At 52.7% G+C, this 23,298-nt stretch carries 20 protein-coding genes; 2 read left to right on the top strand and 18 right to left on the bottom strand.

The genetic code is table 11. The annotated features are described in order from the left end of the window. Window positions 1–98: 98 nt before the first annotated feature. From KJW29_RS26315 to KJW29_RS26300, 5 genes are all read right to left on the bottom strand, one after another. Window positions 99–860, bottom strand: coding sequence for an iron ABC transporter ATP-binding protein (locus tag KJW29_RS26315; protein ID WP_108991253.1), 762 nt, complete (start codon window positions 858–860; stop codon window positions 99–101). Further along, window positions 857–1,813, bottom strand: coding sequence for an iron chelate uptake ABC transporter family permease subunit (locus tag KJW29_RS26310; protein ID WP_214626871.1), 957 nt, complete (start codon window positions 1,811–1,813; stop codon window positions 857–859). The genes KJW29_RS26315 and KJW29_RS26310 overlap by 4 nt, the downstream gene beginning before the upstream one ends. Next, entirely contained in the window at window positions 1,800–2,756 is a 957-nt protein-coding gene (locus KJW29_RS26305) for an ABC transporter permease (protein ID WP_214626870.1), read from the bottom strand. The genes KJW29_RS26310 and KJW29_RS26305 overlap by 14 nt, the downstream gene beginning before the upstream one ends. Before the next feature lie 10 nt (window positions 2,757–2,766). Beyond that, window positions 2,767–2,898 carry a hypothetical protein gene (locus KJW29_RS36565; RefSeq protein ID WP_281426294.1) on the bottom strand — a complete coding sequence of 44 codons (132 nt, stop codon included), beginning with the start codon at window positions 2,896–2,898 and terminating at the stop codon, window positions 2,767–2,769. 145 nt (window positions 2,899–3,043) lie between these two features. Beyond that, a complete protein-coding gene (locus tag KJW29_RS26300; protein ID WP_214626869.1) occupies window positions 3,044–4,579 on the bottom strand; it encodes an AraC family transcriptional regulator in 1,536 nt (511 codons plus the stop codon). Window positions 4,580–4,696: 117 nt separating this feature from the next. Here KJW29_RS26300 and KJW29_RS26295 point away from each other — a divergent pair, with 117 nt between their 5' ends. Then, window positions 4,697–5,563, top strand: coding sequence for a S1 family peptidase (locus tag KJW29_RS26295; RefSeq protein ID WP_214626868.1), 867 nt, complete (start codon window positions 4,697–4,699; stop codon window positions 5,561–5,563). A gap of 23 nt (window positions 5,564–5,586) precedes the next feature. Here KJW29_RS26295 and KJW29_RS26290 read toward each other — a convergent pair whose 3' ends face one another. The 13 genes from KJW29_RS26290 to KJW29_RS26230 all read right to left on the bottom strand — a co-directional run bounded on the left by KJW29_RS26290 (window position 5,587) and on the right by KJW29_RS26230 (window position 22,543). Further along, window positions 5,587–6,312: a GntR family transcriptional regulator gene (locus tag KJW29_RS26290; protein ID WP_214626867.1), complete on the bottom strand. Its 726-nt coding sequence runs from the start codon at window positions 6,310–6,312 to the stop codon at window positions 5,587–5,589. Then, a complete protein-coding gene (locus tag KJW29_RS26285) occupies window positions 6,312–7,328 on the bottom strand; it encodes a sugar kinase (RefSeq protein WP_214626866.1) in 1,017 nt (338 codons plus the stop codon). The genes KJW29_RS26290 and KJW29_RS26285 overlap by 1 nt, the downstream gene beginning before the upstream one ends. Beyond that, the gene (dagF, locus tag KJW29_RS26280) at window positions 7,321–8,076 is read right to left on the bottom strand and encodes a 2-dehydro-3-deoxy-phosphogluconate aldolase (RefSeq protein ID WP_214626865.1); all 756 of its coding nucleotides are present in this window, start codon (window positions 8,074–8,076) and stop codon (window positions 7,321–7,323) included. The genes KJW29_RS26285 and dagF overlap by 8 nt, the downstream gene beginning before the upstream one ends. 725 nt (window positions 8,077–8,801) lie before the next feature. Next, entirely contained in the window at window positions 8,802–9,902 is a 1,101-nt protein-coding gene (locus KJW29_RS26275; protein ID WP_214626864.1) for a DgaE family pyridoxal phosphate-dependent ammonia lyase, read from the bottom strand. Continuing rightward, complete coding sequence (locus tag KJW29_RS26270) at window positions 9,868–11,043, bottom strand: amidohydrolase/deacetylase family metallohydrolase (protein WP_214626863.1); 1,176 nt, start codon at window positions 11,041–11,043, stop codon at window positions 9,868–9,870. The genes KJW29_RS26275 and KJW29_RS26270 overlap by 35 nt, the downstream gene beginning before the upstream one ends. 334 nt (window positions 11,044–11,377) lie before the next feature. After that, window positions 11,378–12,259, bottom strand: a complete 882-nt coding sequence (locus tag KJW29_RS26265) for a carbohydrate ABC transporter permease (RefSeq protein ID WP_214626862.1) — start codon at window positions 12,257–12,259, stop codon at window positions 11,378–11,380. Between the two features lie 12 nt (window positions 12,260–12,271). Then, a complete protein-coding gene (locus tag KJW29_RS26260; protein WP_087568188.1) occupies window positions 12,272–13,168 on the bottom strand; it encodes an ABC transporter permease in 897 nt (298 codons plus the stop codon). Window positions 13,169–13,252: 84 nt separating this feature from the next. Then, window positions 13,253–14,953, bottom strand: a complete 1,701-nt coding sequence (locus KJW29_RS26255) for an extracellular solute-binding protein (protein WP_214626861.1) — start codon at window positions 14,951–14,953, stop codon at window positions 13,253–13,255. 110 nt (window positions 14,954–15,063) lie between these two features. Further along, entirely contained in the window at window positions 15,064–16,737 is a 1,674-nt protein-coding gene (locus KJW29_RS26250) for a response regulator transcription factor (protein ID WP_214626860.1), read from the bottom strand. Continuing rightward, on the bottom strand, window positions 16,734–18,488 hold the full coding sequence (locus tag KJW29_RS26245) for a sensor histidine kinase (RefSeq protein ID WP_214626859.1): 1,755 nt from the start codon (window positions 18,486–18,488) through the stop codon (window positions 16,734–16,736). Before KJW29_RS26245 ends, KJW29_RS26250 begins: the two co-directional genes overlap by 4 nt. 104 nt (window positions 18,489–18,592) lie before the next feature. Continuing rightward, a complete protein-coding gene (locus KJW29_RS26240) occupies window positions 18,593–19,792 on the bottom strand; it encodes a Ger(x)C family spore germination protein (RefSeq protein WP_214626858.1) in 1,200 nt (399 codons plus the stop codon). Beyond that, window positions 19,785–20,888, bottom strand: a complete 1,104-nt coding sequence (locus tag KJW29_RS26235; protein WP_214626857.1) for a GerAB/ArcD/ProY family transporter — start codon at window positions 20,886–20,888, stop codon at window positions 19,785–19,787. Before KJW29_RS26235 ends, KJW29_RS26240 begins: the two co-directional genes overlap by 8 nt. Before the next feature lie 20 nt (window positions 20,889–20,908). After that, the gene (locus tag KJW29_RS26230) at window positions 20,909–22,543 is read right to left on the bottom strand and encodes a spore germination protein (protein ID WP_214626856.1); all 1,635 of its coding nucleotides are present in this window, start codon (window positions 22,541–22,543) and stop codon (window positions 20,909–20,911) included. A 118-nt stretch (window positions 22,544–22,661) separates the two neighbouring features. Here KJW29_RS26230 and KJW29_RS26225 point away from each other — a divergent pair, with 118 nt between their 5' ends. After that, window positions 22,662–23,228, top strand: coding sequence for an RNA polymerase sigma factor (locus KJW29_RS26225; RefSeq protein WP_246608390.1), 567 nt, complete (start codon window positions 22,662–22,664; stop codon window positions 23,226–23,228). Window positions 23,229–23,298: the final 70 nt, after the last annotated feature.

Raw genomic sequence — 23,298 nt, 5'->3', positions numbered from 1 at the left:
CAATTATCAATATCATCCAAAAAAAGGGTGCGCGAAAAGTAGGGATCTACTCGATGGTCACTAGAACTACGGCTACGCATCCGCCGCTTCTCTTGCGTCTAGGAATTAAAATAGACGCAGATTCGGCATCCGTTTTGATCTTGAATCGGAATATCCATATCGAAGATATCGCGCAGAGAATCCGTCTTAATAATCTCGTGCGTCGGGCCGTCCTTGACCAGACGGCCATTTTTGAGCGCCACAATACGGTCGGAATAGACGGAGGCGAAATTAATATCGTGCAGCACGATAATGACGGTTTTCCCCAGCTCATCTACAAGATTGCGAAGAATCTTCATGATTTGCACGGAATGTTTCATGTCCAGATTGTTAAGCGGCTCATCGAGAAGAATATATTCCGTATCCTGCGCAATGACCATGGCGATAAAAGCCCGCTGTTTCTGGCCGCCCGACAATTCATCCAGAAATTTATCCTGCATTTCGCCGAGATTCATATAAGCGATCGCTTGATCCACAAACTGTTCGTCTGCCGAGGTCAGCCGTCCCTTGGAATACGGATATCGTCCGAATGCGACAAGCTCTCGTACCGTTAATCGGACATTGATATGATTGGCCTGCTTCAAAATGGAAACCCGCTTGGCGAATTCGCTGGAGTTCCACTTCTTGACATTGTTGCGATCCAGCAATACTTCTCCCGTATCCGCATCTAATAACCGGCTCACCATAGAGAGCAGCGTGGATTTACCGGCGCCGTTCGGGCCTATGAACGAAGTAATCGTACCCGGTTCAATCGTAATGGAAACATCCTCTACAACCGGCTTTTTGCCGAACAACTTGGTTAAACCCTTGATCTCGATCATCCCGCTGCCCTGCTTTCTTTAAGTAATAAGTAGATAAAGTAAATCCCGCCGATAAAGTTGATGATGACGCTGAGCGTCGTCTTCAATTCGAAAATATGCTCGACGAGGAACTGCCCTCCCACCAGCGCGACAATACCGATCAAGCTGGCTCCCAGGATGAGAATAGAATGCCTGTACGTCACTAAATATTGATAAGCCAAATTCGCTACAATGAGTCCGAAGAAGGTGATCGGTCCCACGAGCGCGGTCGAGGTTGCAATCAACACGGAGGAGAGAATTAATATATTCATCACCATCCGGTCATAGGGAATGCCCAAATTCATTGCATTTTCCCGACCGAGCGACATGACGTCCAGCTTATCCATGATCCTGTATCCGTAAATAAACGCGATAAACAAGATGCCAACGGAAATGTACAGCAGATCCTTCTTTACATTCATGAAATTGCCGAATAATCGATTTTGCAGGCTCAAATAATCGACCGGATCGATCAGCACCTGCAGGAAAGTGACGAAGCTGCCCAGCAGCGTGCCTAAAATCATCCCGATCAACAGCAGCAAATAAATCGGATGTTTATCGGCCCGGAATAAAAACCGGTACAAAACCAGCGCAAACAACACCATGACGGCTATTGCGGCGCCAAAATTCAAATACTTGTTGAGGACCCAAACGGATAGGGAGCCCGCAAAAAAATAAATGAACGTTTGCACCACTTCGTACATGGAATCAAGGCCCATCACCGAAGGCGTCAATATCCGGTTTCGCGTGATGGTTTGGAATACGACGGTAGAGTAGGCAATCGCGATTGCCGTTACGACCATAGCCGCAATACGAAGCATCCGTCTGGGAAATGCGTAATCAAAGCCGCCCTTGATATCATAAAACGCGTATAACAAGATGCAGACGATCGATAATATCGCGAGAATAACAAGCTTCATACTATTTTTTGGCATACGCTCTCCCCCTAATCAACATCACTAAGAAGATCGCACTGCCAATCACCGCAACCGTTACATTAACCGGAATTTCGTAAGGATAGATCACGATCCGCCCGATAATATCGCAAACGAGCAGAAAAACGACGCCCATCGCCGCAGTGTGGGGGATCGTTTTGCGCAAGTTATCGCCTAGATAGAGCGACACAATGTTCGGAACGATCAAACCCAGGAACGGAATAACTCCGACAGTCAGCACCACCGTTGTGGAGATGATGGCCACTAATACAAGACCAATGTTCATGACTGCCTTGTAGCTTAAGCCCAAGTTTTTTGCGAAATCCTCGCCCATGCCCGCTACCGTAAACTTGTTCGCATACAGATAAGCTAGAACAAGAGCTGGAACACTTATATATAACAGCTCATATCGGCCGGAAATAACAAGGGTAAAGCTGCCCATCAGCCAAGCCGAAATATTTTGGAGAAGATCGGCCTCGTAAGCGAAAAACGTCGTGATGGACGATAATATATTCCCGTACATAATGCCAATGAGCGGAACGAATATGACATCCTTGAATTTAATTCGATCCAGGATCTGCATAAAGACGAAGGTTCCCGCCAAAGCAAATGCAAATGAAAATAAAATCTGCTGCGTGTAGGTGACATTCGTAAAAAACAGCATGGATATTAAAATACCTAGCTTGGCTGCATCTAATGTGCCTGCAGTCGTAGGAGATACGAACTTATTGCGGCTCAAGGACTGCATAATCAAGCCCGCTATGCTCATGCCGGCTCCAGCCAAAATAATGGCCATCAAACGAGGCACCCGGCTAACTAAGAAAATATCGATCTTATCTGTATCTCCATTGATAAGATCGCTAATCTTAATATCGATAGCGCCGAGAAATAAGGATACGAAGGACAGCAAGACCGCGGCGACAATGACAATCCATAGTCTCATGAGCGGCTCTTCAGCTCTCGATTACCGTGAGCAGCAGTGCTGCAGGATAACCGGCATGGAGGCTGCCTGCGATTTTTTCTCCGCGCGTATCCTGAAACTTATGAACAGAACGTCGTTGTTTCATAAGCTCTGTCAATTCCATTATGTTTTCATTCTCCTTACCTCTATGTCCAGAAAAGCGACTTCTTGTTAGTGATAATCATTATCATCACTTCCTATTCTACATCTTTTTCTACGCCGAGGAATGGATTTTCCCTTTCGCCGGGATGGATTTTTCTTTTGCGCGATTATTTTTCGCCCTCCATCAGCCGGCTCACCGTCTCGTCCACAAGACCGCCGTAAAACGAAGCGTTATATAAGGACGGTGCCGGATGGCGGATAATCAGACATTCTGCCCGGTTTGGATGCAGGATATTCCAGTCTGCTATCAGCTTGCTTTCTTGCCACTCGGAGAAGGTGTCAGGGACGAGCAGCAGCGCATTGTCGCAAAGCGTAGAAATGTCCTCCAGCCGTTCGGTTTCGAGAAGGCGGATCTGCTGCACTGCAGCTGGAGATGACAGGCCCAACGCCTCGTAGAACAAATCGCTCATTTTTTTCGCTCGCCGGCCGTATACGCGATACCCGCCCGAATGTGCGGATACAATGAGGAAAGGGGTATTGCCGAGCACGAGTTGGACAAGTCGTCTGGCGTTGGCCGCCTTCAGCTTGAATTGCGTAAGCCAGTGGTCCGCGACGCCGGAGAGCTCCAGCAATTGCCCGATGCGGTGAAGCCGATCCCTCCAGGAGAGATTCGAATGCTTCCAGCTGATCATCTCGACCGGCGCAATGCGCTGCAGCTCCAGGAAAATTTCCTCCGGCACCGGCTGTGTAAAGATGATGTCCGGCCGAGCGTCCCGAAGTCTCGGCATCAGCTCTTGCCAACGCTCGGTCCAGCCCCTTGGCGGCGAGAAGGCGGGCGTAATGCCAAGCGCCTTGAAATCCCCTGCGAACACCGTACATAAATTGGCGATACGTCGGTTGGCGCGGGCCACATATTCCGTAGGGGAGAGGCCCATATGCTTCTTGAACACCCTGCTGAAGTACAGCTCATCGGCGTACCCAACGGAATGCGCTACATCCATAATCGAGGCAGGCGAATTCGACAGCAGCGATAATGACGCGTTAAGGCGCATAGCTGTGATCCACTTGTGAGGAGTGAACCCTGTATGCTCCTTGAACGCTTGATAAAATCGACTTGTACCGACTCCTGATTCGCGAGCCATCTCTTCCAGGTTCAACGGCTCGTTGAAACGATTGGCGATCAGGCGGTACGTCCTCTCCATCAGTCGGAGCAACGCTTTGGCGCCGTCCGCTTCGTTCTCCTTCGACCGCAGCAGCCAAGCGGCTGTCAGCGCATAGAGATGCGACTGCAGCGTAAGCCGCGTTACGTCCGGCAACGACTCGAAGGGAGTGTCGACCGCCGCCGCGAACGCCTCAGTCCACATGCGGGAGTGCGGCAGACGGCAAGAGTAAGGTTTCTGCTCCCCCAGCGCGAGCGCTCCGGACTCCTCGAATCGGACAATCAGCACTTCGGCCGTGCCTACCTCCCGGTTGCGCACCGAGAACCCGGAAAGATGCGGGACATAAAACCATTCATCTACCGCTGCCTCGAATAAGGCAGCTTCATTTTCGGCAAGGCAATGCACGCTCTCCCGCAGCACGAAGCCGAACGCCGAAGTACGTCCGCAGTCAATGTCTACCCGTTCCCCCTCCTTCAGAATAAAGGATTGGGATTGCAGGAATGAAAGTAAAGCTGTTGCTTGCGAGCCGGAAATATCGTTCATCCTCCTAAAGGAAGCGTCGTTTTCCCAATTGTACCGCCTTTTATTTTTTTAACCAAATCGTTGCGGGATTGATGTTACAATAACGGGACATGGCAACGGCGAGTAGGGGGGATACGCATGGAAAATCATCCGGATCGAAACAAAGAGAAAGACAACAAAGAGAATGACAACGATGAGAATCACAACCCGTATGAGGACGAAGAATGGGACTTTGAAGCAGAAGAGGAAGAGGATGACGGAGGTTCATCTGCCACGCGGCGCAAGTGGATCAGAAATACGATCATTGTTCTGCTCGTGGCCGCTCTGGTCGGAAATATATTGGCATTCTGGCCGCAAATCTACAACATGAAGACGCTGCCCCTCTTGTTCAAGTCGAAGGAATTATCCAGCCAGGCAAAAATCCAAAGCTACAAAGAAGCGGTTGTCTTAGTCAGCACGGACAATGGCAAAGGCACGGGATTTCACATTAACGGCGGCTATATCGTGACAAACTATCATGTAATCGAAGACAACGGCTATATCATAGTGAAATTTCCGGAGCATAGCCAGAGTTATAAAGCGGAGTTGTCGGGCAGCGACCCCGATCTGGATATCGCCATACTGAAGGTGGACATCGGGAGTCAACAGCTGCCGTTTATTGCAATGGAGCGGAACCAAAAGCAATGGGAGCCTGGCGATCCTATCAACGTGATAGGCAATCCGCTTTTTTTCACGCAAATCGCCATAGAAGGCGCTGTAATCGGCTTGGTTCCGATTCAAGGCCGTCAACAGCCGGCTCTAGCCCTTGATGCGCCGATTTATGGCGGCAATAGCGGCTCTCCCGTCATCAACGAGCATGGCAAAGCCATCGCCGTTGTTTACGCCACTACCGATATCTCGCATCAAGACCAAATGATACGGGCCGGTTTGGCCGTGCCGGTCGCCGACTTTGAGAGCTTGCTGCTAAAACTGTTGCCGCCGGAATTCATTGAAAAGGATAGCTGAGAATATGTTATAAATTTTAGCCCTCAAACATCATAGTTCACCACATAGCTATGCAATGCCGTGTGGTACACACCTTCGCTATATTCGATCAAATGGCCTGCCCCGTCGTAGGAGTAGCGGGAGCGCTTAAGCAGCGGAGTGCCCGCAGCAACGCCAAGTCTCTGCTCGACGTGAGCGGGGGCAAGCGTCACCGCGAACTCGTCGCGGAACTTCTCCGGTGCGACTTCATGCTCCTCGAGCATATCGTACAGCGACTGCGAGGTGAGGTCGGAGAGCTCGATGCCCCCCGCCCGCATGGTGAGGTAATGCATATAGTAAATGTAAGGCTCGTCGTTCAGATGGTACAGCCGTTCGATGCGGTAAGCTTGGTCGCCGAACAGGGCATGCGGCAAGGTGCCGGGCTCGTTGACGACAACTTCGGCGATGAGCAGCTCCTTGCGGATGCGATGGCCGCCCTCGACGAGCACCTCGGTAAACCGTTTCTGCTTCGACAGCTTCGACGTGGACGTATTGCGGATGACTTTCGTGCCTTTGCCGCTGCCCTTCTCCAGATAACCTTCCTGCACGAGCTCGCTGACGGCGTTGCGGACAGTGATTTTGCTGACGCCGAATTCGCTCTCGAGCTGGGGCTCGGAAGGAATGATGCTGCCCAAGGGATATACCCCGTGCAAAATCCGGTCTTTCACGATGCTCTTAATCTGCATATACAACGGTTTCGATTTCCTGGATAAGTTCACGGTTGGTCGCACTACCTTTCTACGTCGCTGACGGTTGCCGCCATCGCTTTGCGAATATCGCTCTCGGAAGACATCGGCGTATCGCCCACGATCGTGTGGGCGAGCATGCCCGCCGCCGCAGCGAACGCCACGGTCTCCTCGGGCGCCCAGCCGGCGGTCTCGCCATGGATAATGCCGCTCGTATACGCGTCTCCCGCGCCGATCCGGTCATGGACCGCGAACGAGAGCGGCTCCGCGAACGCGAAGCAGCCGTCCTTGTACAAAAAGCCCTGCAGCGTATGCGTATTGTCGCCGTTAATGGAGCGATGCGTGCCCGCGATTGCGCGTATGTTATATTTTACCGCAACTGCGGGGATTAAATCTACGAGCTGTTCGCGGCGCGATTGCTTGTTGGTCGACATACCCAGCGTCAGCAACGCATCCTTCTCGTTCATCATAACGATGTCCGCCAGCCCCAGCATATCCTCGTAGTAAGGCCGCGCCTTCTCATAAGCTCCTTCGCCCCACAGGCTCGGACGATAGTTGCAGTCGAAGACGACCGTGCCGCCAGCGGACTTGACGGCTTGAGCGAACGCCTTCATCTGGCTGCGTACGGTATCGTTCATGGCCAGTGTAATGCCGCAGAAGTGGACGACGTCGATTTCCCGGGCAATCGACGCGAAGTCGTATGCCTCCGCCGCCGCCGTGTTGAAGCTGCTCTCCAGACGGTTTGTGTACGTTACCCGGCTCGCTCTTGCGCCGAAGCCGTTCTCCAGAAAGTACATGCCTACATACTTCCCGTCGCGCCTGATAAACGACGCCGTAATGCCCAGCTTCCGCAAGTACGCGATTGCCGCGTCGCCGACGGAGTGATCCGGCAGGGTGGAGACGAGATATCCCGTATGCCCGAAGCGGGTCAGCGCGGCGGAGACGTTAACGCCGGTGCCGGAGAACGAATATTGCAGGGTGTTCGACTGCGATAACAGCTCGTAGCCCGGCACCTGCAGGCGCATCATGACTTCCCCGAATGCCGCGATCCGCTTAGGCATGTTCGTCTACCAGACGTTTGGTTATGGCGAGAAGCTCGCGCACGTCTTCTACGATCGTTGCGCCAGTGGCTTTATCGATGATGGACGAATAAACGTGAGGGATGACCTGCTGCACGCCGGCTTCCAGACAGATGCGAAGGATGGCCTCGAAGTTCTCCTTGTCGATGCCGCCTGTCGGCTCAAGAGCAAATCCGGCCTCGGCGCAAGCCGCCGCAACGGCGCGGAGTTCGTCTTCGGCGTTGAGTCCGTTCATCGGGAAAAACTTGAGCGCGTTGCCGCCCATGTCGCGAACCAGCGCGATTGCCGTCTTTACCGGCACGATGGCAAGCTCGTCCTGCGCTGCGCTTACGGGACCCGTGGATATGTTGACGTATCCGACTTTGCCCGTTGGCGACACGAGGCTGTTGATCCAGCTGTCCCTCTCGCCCAGGTTCGCGCGGGTTGCGCCGACAGCCGGGAACACTTGGTTGATGTGCGTGCCGCCGTAGTGCCTGGCGATCTCGGCCACAACAGCCGCTTGGCGGTTATCGCCCGCGCCGAGTCCGATGGAGACGGCGTCTTCGATGGCTTCGCCGTAGGCTTTCATGGCGGCTACGCCTTCGGCGACCGTAGGGTAGTTCTTGGACAATACGCCGACGAGCACGTAGCCTTCGGCTGCGTCGAAAATTTCTTTAGCGTTTTCGATGCTGTTTGTCAGCACGTTGAGGGCCACGCGCCCTTTGTAGAATCGTTTTGCGATGGTTGTCATGTTGGTAGCCTCCTGATATTCAAGTATTCGCCGAAAAATCGGCTGTCATGATTGTGCTTGGCGTGCGTGTGTCGGTACAATCGCCGCATCCGATGCTCAGAGTGCCTCGCGAGTATGAAAAAGCGAGTACAATCGCCGCATCCGAGGCTCGGAGTGCCGCATGAGTATGAAAAAGCGAGTACAATCGCCGCATCCGAGGCTCGGAGCGCCGCATGAGTATGAAAAAGCGAGTACAATCGCTGCATTCGGTGCACGGAGTGCCGCATGAGTATGAAAAAGCGAGTACAATCGCTGCATTCGGTGCACGGAGTGCCGCATGAGTATGAAAAAGCGAGTACAATCGCCGCATCCGAGGCTCGGAGTGCCTCTTGAGTATGAAAAAGCGAGTACAATCACCGCATCCGAGGCTCGGAGTGCCGCATGAGTATGAAAAAGCGAGTACAATCGCCGTATCCGGTGCTCGGAGTGTCTCATGAGTATGAAAAAGCAAGTACAATCGCCGCATCCGAGGCTCAGAGTGCCTCGTGAGTATGAAAAAGCGAGTACAATCGTCACGCACCGCATGTGGCTCCTCTTGAAGCAGATGTGTTTGTGGGTATTGGAGCTCATACGGCGCATTGCAGGCTATGGTCGATACAAGCATACGTTATGCGTTTCTAAAGTACCCTCATGTCATCCTGGCGGCCTCATTGGATAGCGGCAGCGGCGTTGTTAGGAGTTGGACCCTAACCAGTCACCAGCTCGCGAACCCGCGTCGCGATAACTTCCATGTCGTCGCCCATAAGCGGGCGAGGATCGATGTCGAAGTAGCCTTGGCGCACGCCGTAGTCGCGGGTATAGATGGCGATATCGCCATTTTGCAGGCCATCAACCACCGCTTTGGCTGTCGTGCCCGACGCTGCCGCGTCGATTGCGATGCGAGCGCGGAAGATCGCTCGTCCGGCCTCGTCCTGCACGACCGTCACTTTGACGCCGTTCAGTTCGTTCAGCGCCATAAGCAGGTCCAGCGATTCCTTCTCCTGCTCGCTTTTGTCTTCTTTTACGCTGTACTCGTCCAAGGCTTGCAACAGGCCGAACGTCGTTTCTTTGCCGACCTTCATGCTGCGGCCGATGCCATGCAGCTGCGTCTTCACGGATTCGATGTACTGGCGCTTGCCGCCCACGATGCCGGAGGTCGGACCTTCAATCGCTTTGGAGCCGCTGTAAATGGCGAGATCCGACACCATCACATACTTCTGCAAGTCTTCCTCTGCTGCTGCGTCCACGATAAGAGGTACGCTATTGCGCTGAGCGACTTCCCAGGCTTCTTCGACGGAGATCATATTTTTCTGCACGGTATGATGCGATTTTACGTAAAGGATAGCCGCCGTGTTCGGGCCGATTGCATCTTCGATATGCTCGGCTTTGCCTTCGTTGGCGTAGCCGACCTCGACGACTTTGCCGCCGCCCAGGTATACCATCGTGTCGACAGGCGCGCCGTATTGCACGTTGTGGCCTTTGAGCATGATGATCTCGTTTTTCGCGATCGGCTCCATATGCAGGCGCAAGCTGGCCCGCTTGTTGCCGCCCGTCACGATGGCCGCGACGGACAAGGCGATGCCGCTCGAAGCCGAGTTCACGACGACGGCCGCTTCCGAGCCCAAAATGCGGGCGATATAGTCGCCGGCCTTGTCGACGAGATCGGCGATCTCGACGTAGTTTTGCCCGCCATGCTTCATGGCGTCCATGACGGTGTCCGTCGGAGCGGACACGCCCAGAATACTCATTCGTCCGCTGGCGTTAATAACCCTCTTAAGGCCGTACTTCGCATTTAATGAACTTGCCATCCACCACAACTCCTTTGGCTTGTATAAGTTGATCCGCAATTCGCCGTTCGCCTTCCGAATCGACCAGCTCCGTACGCTCTTGCCGCACCTCGAACAACGTCAGATTGGCGGTGTCGCCGGCAACGATTCGTCCAAGCTCAGGCTTGCCGAGCCACTTCGCCGCGTTCGACGTGACTGCCGCGACGACTTCTTCCAGCGTGTATCCCAGATGCAGGAACTTCGTCATCACGTTAGCCAGGCTATACACGGGTCCGTTCTTCCGGTTGCCGCGATAGATGTCGGAGCTGATCGTGTGCAGCGGGATGCCATGCCGCTTGGCGGCGTCCGCCACCCGGAACGAGAAGCTGGCCGTGCCATGCCCGACGTCCAACCGAACTCCGCGCGCCAAGGCGTCCGCCAACACTTGCAGCGGCCTGCCTTCGCCATCGAACAAATTGTTCGCCTTGCCGTTTAAATAATGCGTAATAATGTCCCTGTCGGCCAGCAACCGGACGACATCCTCGATGGCGGGAGGCCCGGAGCCGATATGCACCATAAGCGGCAACCCGGTTTCCTCGGAGAATCGGCGTGCCAGACGGAGCGGCTCAATGCCGTTGTCCTTCACGACGCTTTTGCTGATGCGCGCCTTCAAGCCCACAATGGAATCTCCGTGCGTCTCCAGCGCCGCAAGCAGCTTGCCCTCGTCAATCCACGCAAGATCCGACAGCTCGTCAATGCGCAGTAAGCCGATATGAGCGATGTTGAGAAAAGCGAGCAGATTCGTTCGCGCTTTCTGCCCGTTCGCAAGCAGCTCGCCGATCCGGTCCGCGCCGCAGCTGCCCGCGTCGACGATCGTCGCCACGCCTTGCTCCACGCCGATGGCGTCGATCTCGTCGCCGTATGGATCAAGCTCGGGGAACGCATGCACGTGCATGTCGATCCACCCGCTGGACACGTATTGCCCGGAGCAGTCGATGGAAGCGGCATCCTCCCATTGCTTGGCGGCTTGCCCGGACGTCCACACACCCGCAATTTGCCTGTCCTGTATCGCAGCATCGGCCGTCCACACACCCGCAATACGCCCGTCCTGTATAGCGATATCTACCGGCTGTCCATCCAAGAGTCGCAAATCGCGCAAGATGTATCGTTCCTGTTCTTGCATGTTTTCACCACATTTCCGTTGCCCGCGTTCTGCTCACTGCATTCCCGCATAGGCAATAGTCTATTCCAAGCTAACAACCCTAACCATAGAATAGCATAAAAATCGCAAATTACAATATAACGTTATAATGTTTAAAATATTGAGGTTTATAAAGCGGATGGGGTGCAGCGCTGAAGGTTGTCTCGTTAACTCCATGGTCCCAAAGATTACTCATGAAGTAGAGGTAGCTTCCGAAGTTTTTAAACATCTCTAAAACGAAGAAAGAGCCCTACTCCGACAAGCGGTAGCGGACTCTTTACAGTACCGGGGTGTTTGGGACTCTGAATCTAATGTATTATCCTTTCACGCTCCCCATGACGATCCCTTTCATGAAATACTTCTGCAAGAACGGATAGGTAAGCATAATCGGGAGGGCCGCGAGGAATATTTGCGAGGCCTTCAGCGTCCGGTTGTTAATCTGGGATAGCAGCTCCGCTTCCTTAACATTCATAATTTTGAGATCGAAGCTGATGACCAGTGTTTGCAAGTAGCTTTGCAGAGGATAATGCTCGGTCTTGTTCATGAGGATCAAGCCGTCGAACCAAGAGTTCCAATGCCCGACGAGCGCAAATAGCGTAATCGTAGCGATAGCCGGAGCGGATAAGGGGAGGAATATCCGCCATAAAATCCTCCAATGGGTGCAACCGTCGATCAGCGCCGCTTCCTCGATCTCCTTCGGAATGCCGCGGAAGAAATTGAGCAGTAGGATGACGCTGAACACAGGTATTGCTCCTGGCAGGACGAGCGCCCAGAATGTATCGATCAGTCCAAGCGTTTTGATGGTCATGTACCACGGAATGAGCCCGCCGTTGAACAGCATCGTGAAAATGAATACCCAGGAGTAATATTTGCGCCACCGAAACAGACGATCATCCTTGGACAGCGGATAGGCGACGAGCATAGTCAAAATAACGTTGATCGGAGTCCCGATTAATACTCGCTTAATGGTTACCCAATAAGCGTCGGAGAACTCGGGTTTGCTCAAGGCATAAGTGTAGGACTTCAAGTTAAAGTCGACCGGCCAGAATTTTACGATGTTGGCGGTCGCCGCCGTGCTGGAGCTGAAGGAGATCGCCAGAACGTTGACAAGCGGCAACAGGCAGAGTAAGGCCAGAATCGATAGGAGAATGTAGTCAAATGTCAAAAAAAACTTTCTTCCAAACGACAAGCGCGTCATTTACATTCCCCCTTAGAAAACCCGGTAATTGGCGAATTTCGACGCCATGACGAATGATGTAATGATTAGGATGCTGGAGATTACCGACTTGAACAAGCCGACCGCGGTCGCCAGTCCGTATTGGGCGTTGACGAGACCCATACGGTATACCCAAGTGTCGATAATGTCCCCGGTGTCCATGACGCTTGGGCTGAGCAGGATAAAGACTTGATCGAATCCCGCGTTGAGAACATTCCCCAGGCTCAAGGTTACCATCAGCACGACGATCGGGGCGATTCCCGGAAGAGTGACGTGCCAGGTTTGGCGCCAGCGGTTGGCTCCATCGATGACCGCCGCTTCGTAATGGGTCGGATCGATAGAGGTCAGAGCTGCCAAATAAACGATCGCTCCGAAGCCGAACTCCTTCCAGACATCGGACAAGACCAGCGTGAAAGGAAACCACGAGGAACTGCCCAGGAAGAAGGGGGAGTTGATACCGAGAAAACCAAGCGCCCAACTGACGATCCCCTCCGAAGGAGATAATATATCTATCAGAACGCCGCCCAGAATGATCCACGATAAAAAATGAGGCAAGTAGACAAGCGTCTGGATTGTTCTCTTAAAGAAAGCTTTGCCTAATTCGTTTAGCAAAAGCGCGAAGCCAATTGAGGCGATCAATCCAGCGACGATTTTCGCGATGGCGATGACGAGCGTGTTTCGGAGGATCTGCGTAAAATCCGGCTGCTGAAATAGAAAACGAAAATTATCAAAGCCGATCCACTGGGAATCAAAGACCCCTTTGGCCGGAATAAACTTCTGGAACGCGATCACGACGCCCGCCATGGGCACATAACTGAAGATAAGAACTGCCAGCAAGCCTGGCCAGACCATGATGTGGAAAGGCAACTCGCGCCGAAATAAGCCTTTCATGTCGCATTCCTCCTAGCGATGTCAGTCAACGAGATGGGGATCGCCGCGATGACCACGGCTTCCCCCCTTCTCATTATCGTTAAGTTATTGAGCGGCATTCCACTCGTTGATCTCGTTTGTAATCTCATCCCCGCCGAGCTTGTGCCACTTCTCCACGAAACTATCGAATTCGTCCACGGGGCTTTCTCCTACGATAATTTTAGTAAACGTTTCCAATTCAAGTTTGTCGAGCGTCGCTTGCTTCATCTGCTGCGTCGGTACGGGTGCGCCGTAAAATTCTCCGATTTTCATCCTATTTTCTTCGACGTATTTCTTCAGCACTTCCATCTCGGAGCCGCCTGGCCCGAAGATCAAGGCGTTGCCGAAGCTTTTGATGTCATTGTTATCCAGATAAGCCAAGACGTTGTCGTAATAGCCCTTCTGTTCTTCATTCAGCTTGGAGAAATCCTTGGCCCGGTAAGCTTCCGTAACGGCGATTCCGGCCTCCAGGTTTTTGCTTGGCGGTTCCATGCTGATGGTTGGATACAAGTAGAACGGCGTTTGGTCTTTATCCGTATTGTAGAGCTCGGCTTGAGCCTCGTCGCTCCAAGCGTTCTTTAGCTGCAGATTGGCTAATTTAATTGCGGCTTCCGGATGTTTATATCCTTTTTTGATGACGTAATATCCGGTCACCGGAATAGTGGTAGACGGAGAAGCGACTTGATCGTCCGCGGACAAAACAGGGTACGGCTTCCACGTCATGCCGTCCGCCGCGTTCATGTTCATGGCTTCCTGTAAAGGCCACAGCGGATGCCAGAAATTGGCGTAAATCAAGCCGATCTTGTTATTCATGATGTCTTCGGCGATTTTGTTGCCGTCTTTGACACCGAATTCTTTATCGATTAGACCGCGTTTATACATATCCTGAAGGGTCGCGAGTGTTTGCTTCATTTCAGGCTGAACACTGCCATATACCAGTTTGCCGGAATCGTCCTTCAACCAGATCTTGGGATAAGCGTGATAGGCGTTGGCGATTCCTTCGATGGTTGCCAAGCCGCCGAACAGATCCTTGTTTAACCCGATGCCATAGGCCCCGGAATGGTTCTTTTTAAAGGCTTCCGCGATGTTTAAGATGTCATCGAAGCTTGTTGGCTCGGGCAGATCTGCTTGCTCCAGCCAATCCGTTCGCAACCAGATTACCGGCGTCCCTTGCTCTATGCTGCCAAAGCCCGTGATTCCCATCATTTTGCCATCGACGGTTGCCGCCTTTTTCATCAGTCCGTTTGCATCTTGCTCCATAATTTTTCTCAGGAAAGGGGAAGCATATTGGTCATAGGCGGTCGTCAGATCCTCGATTTGATCGCTCTCGAGCAACTGCTGGAATTGCGCGGGCGAGACGAACATGAGGTCAGGCAAGTCGCCGGAAGCAATCGTCACGTTCATTTTATTCTGATACTGAGCTTCGTCAGTGGTCCAGACGTTCTTTACTTTAATTCCGAGTTCGTTCTCGTAAGCTTTCGTCCAAGCATTATTGTCGAGTGATTCCCCGTCCAAGAACTTGAAGCGGGCGCTCGTGCTTCTGACAGTCGTGATCTCGATAGCCGGTTCGTATTTCTCGAACGGATTGGCTTCGACGGAAGCGGGCGACGAAGAAGGAGAAACCGCGGAAGAGCTTGCTTCCAATGCGCCGCCATTGCCGCTATTGCTGTTATTGCCGTTGCTGCAAGCGGATACAAAAACGAGCGATATGGATAAGGCGAGACTTGCGAACGTTATCATTCTTTTTTTTGCAAAAATGTTAGTCATTCTCTATCCCCCGAACTGATAACTAGTAGGCGCGCGCTGCCTCTGTATTAAGGATAAGGCATCCTTTCATGTGCTCACAATATTCAAAATCGCACCTCCGGAGGAGGGAACTAATCCAATTTTGACTTTTTCACGCGGATGAGTTCGCGATACTCGTTAGGCGTTGATCGGGTATATTTCCGGAAAAATCTCGTGAAGTTCGTGGCAGAGGTAAAACCAACCGCCTCCGAGATGTCCTGAATTTTCATATCGCTGTTTTCCAGCAATGAGAGCGCTTCCTTCATGCGGATCTCGTGGATGTAATCGATAATTGTCATTCCCGTCGTTTTTTTGAACAGCCGGGACAGGTATGCGGGGTTAAAGTATACGATGTCCGCCAATCGAGTCAGGGAGACGTCTCCGGCCAGGTTGTCCGCGATGTAATCTTTGATCCGGTCGATGACCTTGGTGGCTTTTCGATTACGTTCGCTCTGCCTCAGCTCCAGCAGCAATGGAATCAATCCGATAGCGTAATCAATGGCAAAAGGCAAAGAATCCGGATGGTCTGCACGCAACAGCTTGGATAAGTCGATCTCGTCCTCATGACGGCTGGCGATTCCGCTGCGATTGATATAAGACAAAAGGGATACCGCGATCCGATAATGAAGTTCCATTCCTACGCCCGTATCGCCTGACGTCAACCGGGAGAGGAGCGCTTTCGCTTGCCCGAGCAAGGGGAGCAGGTCATCCGCTCTCCCGTCATCCAAGAGGGCGTCCATCATGCCGATTTTGTTCAGGAGGAGACGAATCTCTTCATCGTCGGTTCCGTGTTTGTCATCCTCGTCGGACTCCCCGACCGTTACGATCGTCTCGGAATCGATAGAGGACTGGTAATCCAGCGCATACTGCAGCCGGGCGAAGGTTCTGCCTGATTCCTCCCATGAGGTATGCCGATTACTGATGGCAAAGGAGATCGGAACCTGGACCGATAGTTGGATCGATTGCTGAATAACGTCCAGCATACCCGTCGCGAACGTTAAAACATTGGCAAATGCTTGTTCCAATGTATCAGGTTCGATGGATGAGGCTAGTGGCTGCAAAAAACAGACCAATCGACCGCGGTCATCGATCGCGCATTTCATTCTCATGGCGGAAGAGAGGTGATGTTCGACTATGAGCTGAATCGAATAGTCTGCTCGGGTTCGCTCCGTATACGTTGGCCCATCGGATCGAACGGTCGTGATCCTGCCTACCATGAGCAGTATCGATAGCGTTGGATCCAAGGGGAGCTTTAATTGCTCGAATTGCTCCTCGCGGTCTGCAGTCGATGCCCCGTTTAATAGATGGAGAAGGTATTCCTTCTGCAGCACCTGATTGGCCGCTTCCATCCGCTCGTTCACTCCGGAGACCAATTCGCTCCATTGCCTCGATGTCCGAATATCGTCAATGACGCTTTCGACGACGGAGATGACCTTTGGATAGCCTTCCGTTTTCAACAAGTAATGCACGCCTTGATTCTGAATGGCCTCGTACACATAGTCAAAATCGTTGAAGCCGGTCAGGAAGACAACCCTGCAATCCGCCCAGGCCGACCGAATATGCCGAAGTAGTTCCAGGCCGTTCATGCCTGGCATACGGATGTCGGAAAGGACGATATCAAACCTGTTATTTTTTAATTGGCGCAGTGCATCCATTCCGGAATAAGCTTTATAAAGATCCAATTCAAGGTAGGATAAATGCAGCAACGTTTCGAACAAGCCGTCCGCGATAATCGGTTCGTCGTCTACGATTAATAAACGTATCATGATTCCGTTCCCCCCGTAGTCGTATCAATGGGTATGAGTATAACGGCCTTTAGGCCGCCATGCGGACTGCGGGAAAGAGTAAGCTCCCCCCGCTGGCCAAACTTGAGCTGCAGCCTTCGGTGAATGTTTAGCAGCCCGACTTCCTCCGCTGGTTCGGCTTCACCTGCCAGCATAGCTTGCACGCCGAGAAGTTGCTGGTCCAACAGCGACTGTCCGTTGTCTTCTACAACGATGGCTAGACGATCGTCTGATTCCTCAAAGGTAATGGATATCCAGCCTTTGTCGGGCATTTCTTCAAGCCCGTGAATGAACGCATTCTCGATAACGGGTTGCACGATCAGCCTTGGAACGCTGATGTGTGCATAATCCGGGGGGAGTTCGTCAAATTCGACCTTGATCCGGTTGCCGAAGCGCAAGCTCTGGATGTCAGCGTAAGTGCGCGCATGACGAATTTCTTCTGAGAGCGGGATTTCGTTCCGATTGCTCTTCGTCATAAATCGGAAATACTCGCCGAGTTGAATGGTAAAATACTCGAGATTATCGTAGTCGCCCGTTCGGGTCATCGTATTTAGAATAAACAAGCTGTTATATAGAAAATGAGGGTTGATTTGCGACTGGAGCTGCTTAAGCTCCGCGTTTTGAACGAGCAGCTTTTGCCGATACGACTGGTCAATGAGCGTATTGAGGTTTTTGACCATGTCGTTGAACTGCGTAAATAAATATTGAAACTCGTCTTTGCGATGGTGCTTTATAAAGACGTCGAAGTCGCCGTTCTCTATTCGGGAGAAGGACCGTACCATCTTTACGAGCGGTTGGTGAATGTACCGATAAGCATATAGCGAGAACAGAAAAAGAATCAGGATGCCGACTATGGAATAACACCAAATCCAGATATGATAAATTTGGATTGTTTTTATCAGCTCCGAATTTCTCACATATTGTATGGCCTCCAGTCCAAGGGAGGAGGAACGGACCTGAAACGTCTGGTATTCGCTGCCCGCAACGTAAATATCGGACTCATCCAGAAAGCTTTTTTGGTTGCGAAGGGTTTCTTCGACCGTACTATCAATATCGGAGCTCTTGGCGCTTAAGAAGAAATGGGATGCCGAGTCGCGAAGAAAAATGCCGCTATTCTTGTACTGCAGGAGGGGGAGCAGAGAATCCCGCAGCTCCTTCTCGGAGAACTCGACGACGATCATGAAGTACGGACGGATATTGTCCGTCTGCCGGTTAAGCGCCTTCAAAACGACATAGGGGCGATTGTCAAAGTAGAACATTCGCGACCGATCGTCGTGGCCGAGGAAAGCATCGTACTCTTGCTGGCGGAAGTTCTCCGGCCAAGCCGACGAGGACAACGTTCGGCCAAGCAAGGGAATGTGAATGCGGACGTCCGAGATATAACGATTACTGTTTTTGAGGGCGAGAAGCTGCTTTTTCAACCGTCCAATCATTTGGAATTTCTCGTACTCCGAATATTGAGCCGTAGATTGGGGAAACAGTGATAGCATAGCCAATTCCTCATCGCCCATCAGCATTTCGAACAAAAGGGCCTGCGTTCGCTGAACGTCCTGATCGAAGTTGTCGAGCACCGATTCGAGAGAAACGCGAATCGTACCGGAAAGTTGAGTCTTGACCGCGCCGATGCCCCAGTTGTACAACACGATCCCAAGCGAGAACAACGGAATGAGTATAAGCAGGAAAATAAGGAGCAGTTTGCTGAAAATCGAATTTCTCCACAGAACCCGAAACAAGGTATTACCTACCTCCTTACCTGTATTTTCTGTCATTATATCAATATTTGAGAGAGGGGCAACAGGGAGAGGGGCGAAGAGGAACAGAAGGTCGCAGCATCCTGTCAATCCTCTGTAAACGATCCGAAATCGGTGATCTTCACCTTATAGACGAACTTGATCTCCGAACGGCTAAACACGTTGTCCCAATCCTCTCTGACCTTCTTCCACGCGGCGGGGTTCTCGATGGCCAATCTTCGACCGAAGCCGGCTACGTCGCTCTTGTATTCCGATTGCAGCTTAACCATCAGCTGCTTCATCATGGCAGAGAGCTTTTCTTCGAACCGTTTGGCGAGCTCGTTAGCGTAATCGTTTGTTGTCGGATGAGACTGTTCGTCCCAAGTCTCGATGAGACGTCCTTGCGTATGGATCTCGACCTTGAACGAAATTTGGTCTCCGTTCACTTGAGGAGTGATCTTGCTGCGCAAGGACTTTATTTCGTAAGTAATCGGCTCCCCGTTCCAATCGTCGGTCTTAATCGCCCCCGCATCGCCTTCGCCGGACAGCCAGGCCAGACATTCCGTATTCTCTTGATTCAATGCACCGATCCAATGCCCGGTAGAGCCGTTAATTATGCCGGCGCCGGACAGCTCCGTTTCGCCGCCGCCTGTTACCAGCGTCTGCAGGACGAAGCTTTTTTTGGAGTGTGTCAGCGCATCCAATCGGGACAATGTGACCGGATTCAGTACTTTACTGGTCCGTGACCGGTTTCTATGCATGCCGGAAAGATGGAACGAAGGAACCTCGTTCAGCTTCTTGGACATTAAGGTTTCTCTGGCGGATCCCTGGCTTATATACACCAGAGTGCTTGGCCGAATATCGTTATCGCGCAGCAAGAAGTCCGTCACCTGCTCGATCGATTGTTTGCGTAGCAGATCGGCGGAGATGACGATTACCTTGAGATGATGTCCGATAATGGGCCGGTCCAAACGAATGGAAAATTGACGAAAAATCTCAAGGATAGAGTCGCCGCTTCCCGATAAATTCAGAAAGGTAGATTGCAGGCCGCTCTGATGTTTGCCCTCGCTAGCCTTGGATTTAAAGGGCACTAACTGGATGGTAGCCATTACTTTATTCTCTTTCGAATAGGTTGCTCCCTTGGATTCGAACTCCTTCTCGACCGGCGCGGGTTGTCCCTTGTCCAAGGCAAGGCCGGTATATAGGGCCAAATCCTCGATTTCCTTGCTGCTCCAGCATCCGGTCGGCATAACAAGCATGGCTGAGAGAACCAAAGACAGGAGGAGACGCTTGCGAAGGTTAGACATGCTGCTTCAATCCTTTCGTGCGGATCAGCCAGATCACCGCGAGCAGCACTGGGAGCAGAAGGAACAAGCTGATGCTCATTATGCCGATCATGTCTCCCAGAAGAAACAGGTCTTGCAGGCTTTTGGGAACCATAGTGAACAACAATATGATGGGGACCATGGCAAAGATGACCGGTTGGAAAGACAGATTAAAGATTTGGGATACGCCCAGGGAAGACTGAAAGAAGAAACTGCAGAAATTGCAGAACATCTGCATTAGCCAGATCACCATTAACGGAAATTCCAGCCGTTCCACGAAGAATCCGGTCACTTCGAAGCTGCGAATGAGATCGAGGGTCGGCCAGGTGCTGGTCATGGCGGAATCGATGGATATGCCGCCTATTACGAAGATCACGGTCATCAAATAGACGGCAAGCAGAATGGCAATGCCTCCGATCATAGCCTTAGCGGCTTGACGCGGATGCTCCATGAAGGCGACCAGCGTCAGAATGACTTCGCAGCCCGAATAGACCAGTAGGGATGACTTCAGACCTGCAAGGGCGGGGAGAAAGCCGTCTCCGAGAACCGGACGCAGATTATCGATGTCGAACAGGCGAGAACTGACCGCAAAGGAAATGAGCAATACGAACATGGAGATGGGGAACACGATCTGATACACCCTCGCAATGGCATTAATCCCCCCGCTGACCAGATAGGCGCCTACCCAGATGAAGGGCAGCACGATTGCCCATATAGGCGTTCCTTCAAGGAGGAAGAACAGCGTGACCTCGGCCAGCGAACGAATTTCGAAGCCGGCGATAGTAAGGAAATAGAAGACGAGCAGCAGGCATAACGCCTTACCCGTCAGCCTGCCCGCGATTCGGCTGGCGTATTGGAAGATTGTCTGTCCCGGGAACTGTTGGGACAGCTTGACCATAAGCAGAATGACGGGAATGATGACGACTCCGCCCAAGAGAATGGTCACCCAGGCATCCGGCGTTTTGATCGCGTGCGTGACGCTTCGCGGCATGGTCAATATGCCTGCGCCCAATATGGTGTTCGTCAGGAAGACAATGGCTTGCGAGGTGGTGATTCGATCGTCGGTGCGCGTGAACAAGTGGAGACCTCCTCCCAAGGTTACGATTTGCGTTTATCGTCTTGCGTCTTCATCATGGCCGGTCTTTGCTTCATCAAGGCGCGCGGCGCGCGGAAGAAGAGATCCTTCCAGTCCCGGGGCCGGAACGGCGAAATCGGAGTCAGATAAGGAACGCCGAAGCTTTTTAATTTCGTCAGATGGCTGCATAGCAGCAGGAAGAACAGAATCGTGCCGAACATGCCCAGAAACGCCGCGAATATCATACCGACGAAACGCAGCAGCCGCAGCGTAATGCCCGCGCTGTAGGTCGGAATGGAGAAGGATGAGATGGCCGTGACGGCTACGACAATGACTAGAAACGGGCTGACGATGCCTGCTTGTACGGCCGCGTCTCCAATAATGAGACCGCCGACGATGCCCATCGCCGGTCCGACGGGCTTGGGCAAGCGGATGCCGGCTTCCCGGAGAATCTCGATTGCGACCTCGAGGATGAGCACCTCGATTAGCGACGGAAAGGGTACTCCCTGCCGCGTCTCGATGATGGACAATGCCAGCTCCGTGGGAATCAGGCCCGGGTGGAACGAGATGAACGAGATGTAGAGCGACGGGGCCATCAGCGCCATAAACGCGGCGACAAACCGCAGCATTCGCAGCAGCGAGCTGGGCAGCCAGCGCTCGTAATAATCTTCCGGCGATTGCAGCAGCATGCTAAACGTTGCGGGCGCAATGAGGACGAACGGCGTTCCATCCAACAGTATCGCGATCCGTCCCTCCAGCATGGCGGCGATAACCCGGTCGGGCCTTTCGGTATTTTGGAGCTGTTGGAAGGGACTTAGATAGTTATCCTCGATGAGCTCCTCGATATAACCCGACTCCGCGATAAAGTCGAAGTCCATCTTCTGAATGCGGGCCTTAACCTCCTCCAGCAGATCCGAATTGACAATATCCTTGATGTAGGCCAGGGCGAGATCCTTCTGCAGCCGCGTGCCCACCCGAAAGGTCTTGATTTCCAACTGGTCGCTGAGGCCTTGCCGACGCAGCATCGACGTATTCACGCTCAGCATCTCGGTGAAGCTTAGCCTTGGACCCCGCAGGAGCGCCTCGGACAAGGGCTCCTGAACTGCGCGATTGGTTCCGTCCGGGCACTCGATCAGCAAGCCGCTCGGCTGGCCCTCGATCAGCAGTCCGGTATATCCGAAAAGCACCGATCGATTAAAGCTGTCGAGGCTGGGAGCTTCGAGGAGATTGTTAAAGGGAAGTTGATCTTGCAGCCGCTTCGGTTCGGCATGCACGTCCGCGCCGGCTTCGAACATAAGAAACTCCATCAACTGAAGGTCGAGCACCCGGTCGTTCTGCATGCCAGTCACGAAGAACAGCGTTGCGCGGACGTTAAGCTTCGCCATACGGAACTCTCGAGAGCATAGATCGCTGTTGCCGCCGATACGCTCGCGAATGGTAGCGAGATCGGTTGCGTAGTCGCCGCTAAATGGCGAGTTGTCGGGTGTCGGGAGATCGGGATCTTTTTTGTTCTCCGCGGTGTTGGGATTTCGTCCTTTGCCTGCAAGAGAGTAAGTTTTCTTATAAATGAAACTGGCCGCGATAGGTACGAGGCACGCGATGGCGGCCTGGAGCCATACTTCCCATGTGGGGATATAAGAAATGACGGATGATAGCATGTAGGCCTCCTTTGCCGGGTCTGGAAGTCGAAGTATATGGAGTTTTCCATAATTGGGATTGTTTTAGTCATCCCTTGCCGAATATTTTGTCGCAAGGGGAACCGGGAGAGGCATTGTCTTGTCTAATAGAGTAGAGGGGGCGAGCATGAACATGGATCTCCGGTATATGGCCCATATCGAGTCAATCGACAAGTTGGACTTGGGTCGGCTCATGGACGAATACGGCGACGAGGTTTGGCGGTATGCCTACGCGATGACGCGCAATCGCGAGCTGGCATGCGACATCTCTCAGGAGGTGTTCATTCGCGCCTATCAAAAGTTCCATTCCTTTCGGGGACAATCGTCCATAAAAACCTGGCTGCTGTCGATCACCCGCAACCTCGCCATCAACGAACGGAAGTCTGCCTATCTTCGGCGTATTCTGCTGTTCGAGCGGGTGCATCCCGGAGGAGAAGGCGCATCGGCAGAATCGGCTTATCTGGACAAGCAGGGGGAGCGGGATCTCTGGACCATCATTATGGGGTTGTCCGTCAAGCTGCGCGAGGCGTTGGTGCTTGATCTGGAGCATGATCTCCCGATGGCGGAGATGGCGAAGCTGCTGGACGTATCGGAAGGCACCGTCAAGTCTCGGCTGAGCCGGGCCCGCAAGGCGGTGGAGAAGGCGCTGAAGGAGGGGACGGCATGACGATGATGCCGACGATGCCGACGGGGAAGCCGAGGCAAGCACCAGGTGGTGACAAAAGCGGAAGAGGAGG

It is taken from the genome of Paenibacillus agaridevorans (assembly GCF_018604145.1).
Lineage (GTDB): Bacteria > Bacillota > Bacilli > Paenibacillales > Paenibacillaceae > Pristimantibacillus > Pristimantibacillus agaridevorans.
The sequence above is the reverse complement of the archived record's forward strand: the minus strand, read 5'-3'. Positions and strand labels throughout refer to the sequence as shown.

What these genes read in the sequence shown, in the direction of transcription:
- KJW29_RS26315 (WP_108991253.1), bottom strand. Translation starts at nt 860, where the DNA reads ATGATCGAGATCAAGGGTTTAACCAAGTTGTTCGGCAAAAAGCCGGTT.
- KJW29_RS26310 (WP_214626871.1), bottom strand. Translation starts at nt 1,813, where the DNA reads ATGCCAAAAAATAGTATGAAGCTTGTTATTCTCGCGATATTATCGATC.
- KJW29_RS26305 (WP_214626870.1), bottom strand. Translation starts at nt 2,756, where the DNA reads ATGAGACTATGGATTGTCATTGTCGCCGCGGTCTTGCTGTCCTTCGTA.
- KJW29_RS36565 (WP_281426294.1), bottom strand. Translation starts at nt 2,898, where the DNA reads ATGGAATTGACAGAGCTTATGAAACAACGACGTTCTGTTCATAAGTTT.
- KJW29_RS26300 (WP_214626869.1), bottom strand. Translation starts at nt 4,579, where the DNA reads ATGAACGATATTTCCGGCTCGCAAGCAACAGCTTTACTTTCATTCCTG.
- KJW29_RS26295 (WP_214626868.1), top strand. Translation starts at nt 4,697, where the DNA reads ATGGAAAATCATCCGGATCGAAACAAAGAGAAAGACAACAAAGAGAAT.
- KJW29_RS26285 (WP_214626866.1), bottom strand. Translation starts at nt 7,328, where the DNA reads ATGCCTAAGCGGATCGCGGCATTCGGGGAAGTCATGATGCGCCTGCAG.
- dagF (WP_214626865.1), bottom strand. Translation starts at nt 8,076, where the DNA reads ATGACAACCATCGCAAAACGATTCTACAAAGGGCGCGTGGCCCTCAAC.
- KJW29_RS26275 (WP_214626864.1), bottom strand. Translation starts at nt 9,902, where the DNA reads ATGGCAAGTTCATTAAATGCGAAGTACGGCCTTAAGAGGGTTATTAAC.
- KJW29_RS26270 (WP_214626863.1), bottom strand. Translation starts at nt 11,043, where the DNA reads ATGCAAGAACAGGAACGATACATCTTGCGCGATTTGCGACTCTTGGAT.
- KJW29_RS26265 (WP_214626862.1), bottom strand. Translation starts at nt 12,259, where the DNA reads ATGACGCGCTTGTCGTTTGGAAGAAAGTTTTTTTTGACATTTGACTAC.
- KJW29_RS26260 (WP_087568188.1), bottom strand. Translation starts at nt 13,168, where the DNA reads ATGAAAGGCTTATTTCGGCGCGAGTTGCCTTTCCACATCATGGTCTGG.
- KJW29_RS26255 (WP_214626861.1), bottom strand. Translation starts at nt 14,953, where the DNA reads ATGACTAACATTTTTGCAAAAAAAAGAATGATAACGTTCGCAAGTCTC.
- KJW29_RS26250 (WP_214626860.1), bottom strand. Translation starts at nt 16,737, where the DNA reads ATGATACGTTTATTAATCGTAGACGACGAACCGATTATCGCGGACGGC.
- KJW29_RS26240 (WP_214626858.1), bottom strand. Translation starts at nt 19,792, where the DNA reads ATGTCTAACCTTCGCAAGCGTCTCCTCCTGTCTTTGGTTCTCTCAGCC.
- KJW29_RS26230 (WP_214626856.1), bottom strand. Translation starts at nt 22,543, where the DNA reads ATGCTATCATCCGTCATTTCTTATATCCCCACATGGGAAGTATGGCTC.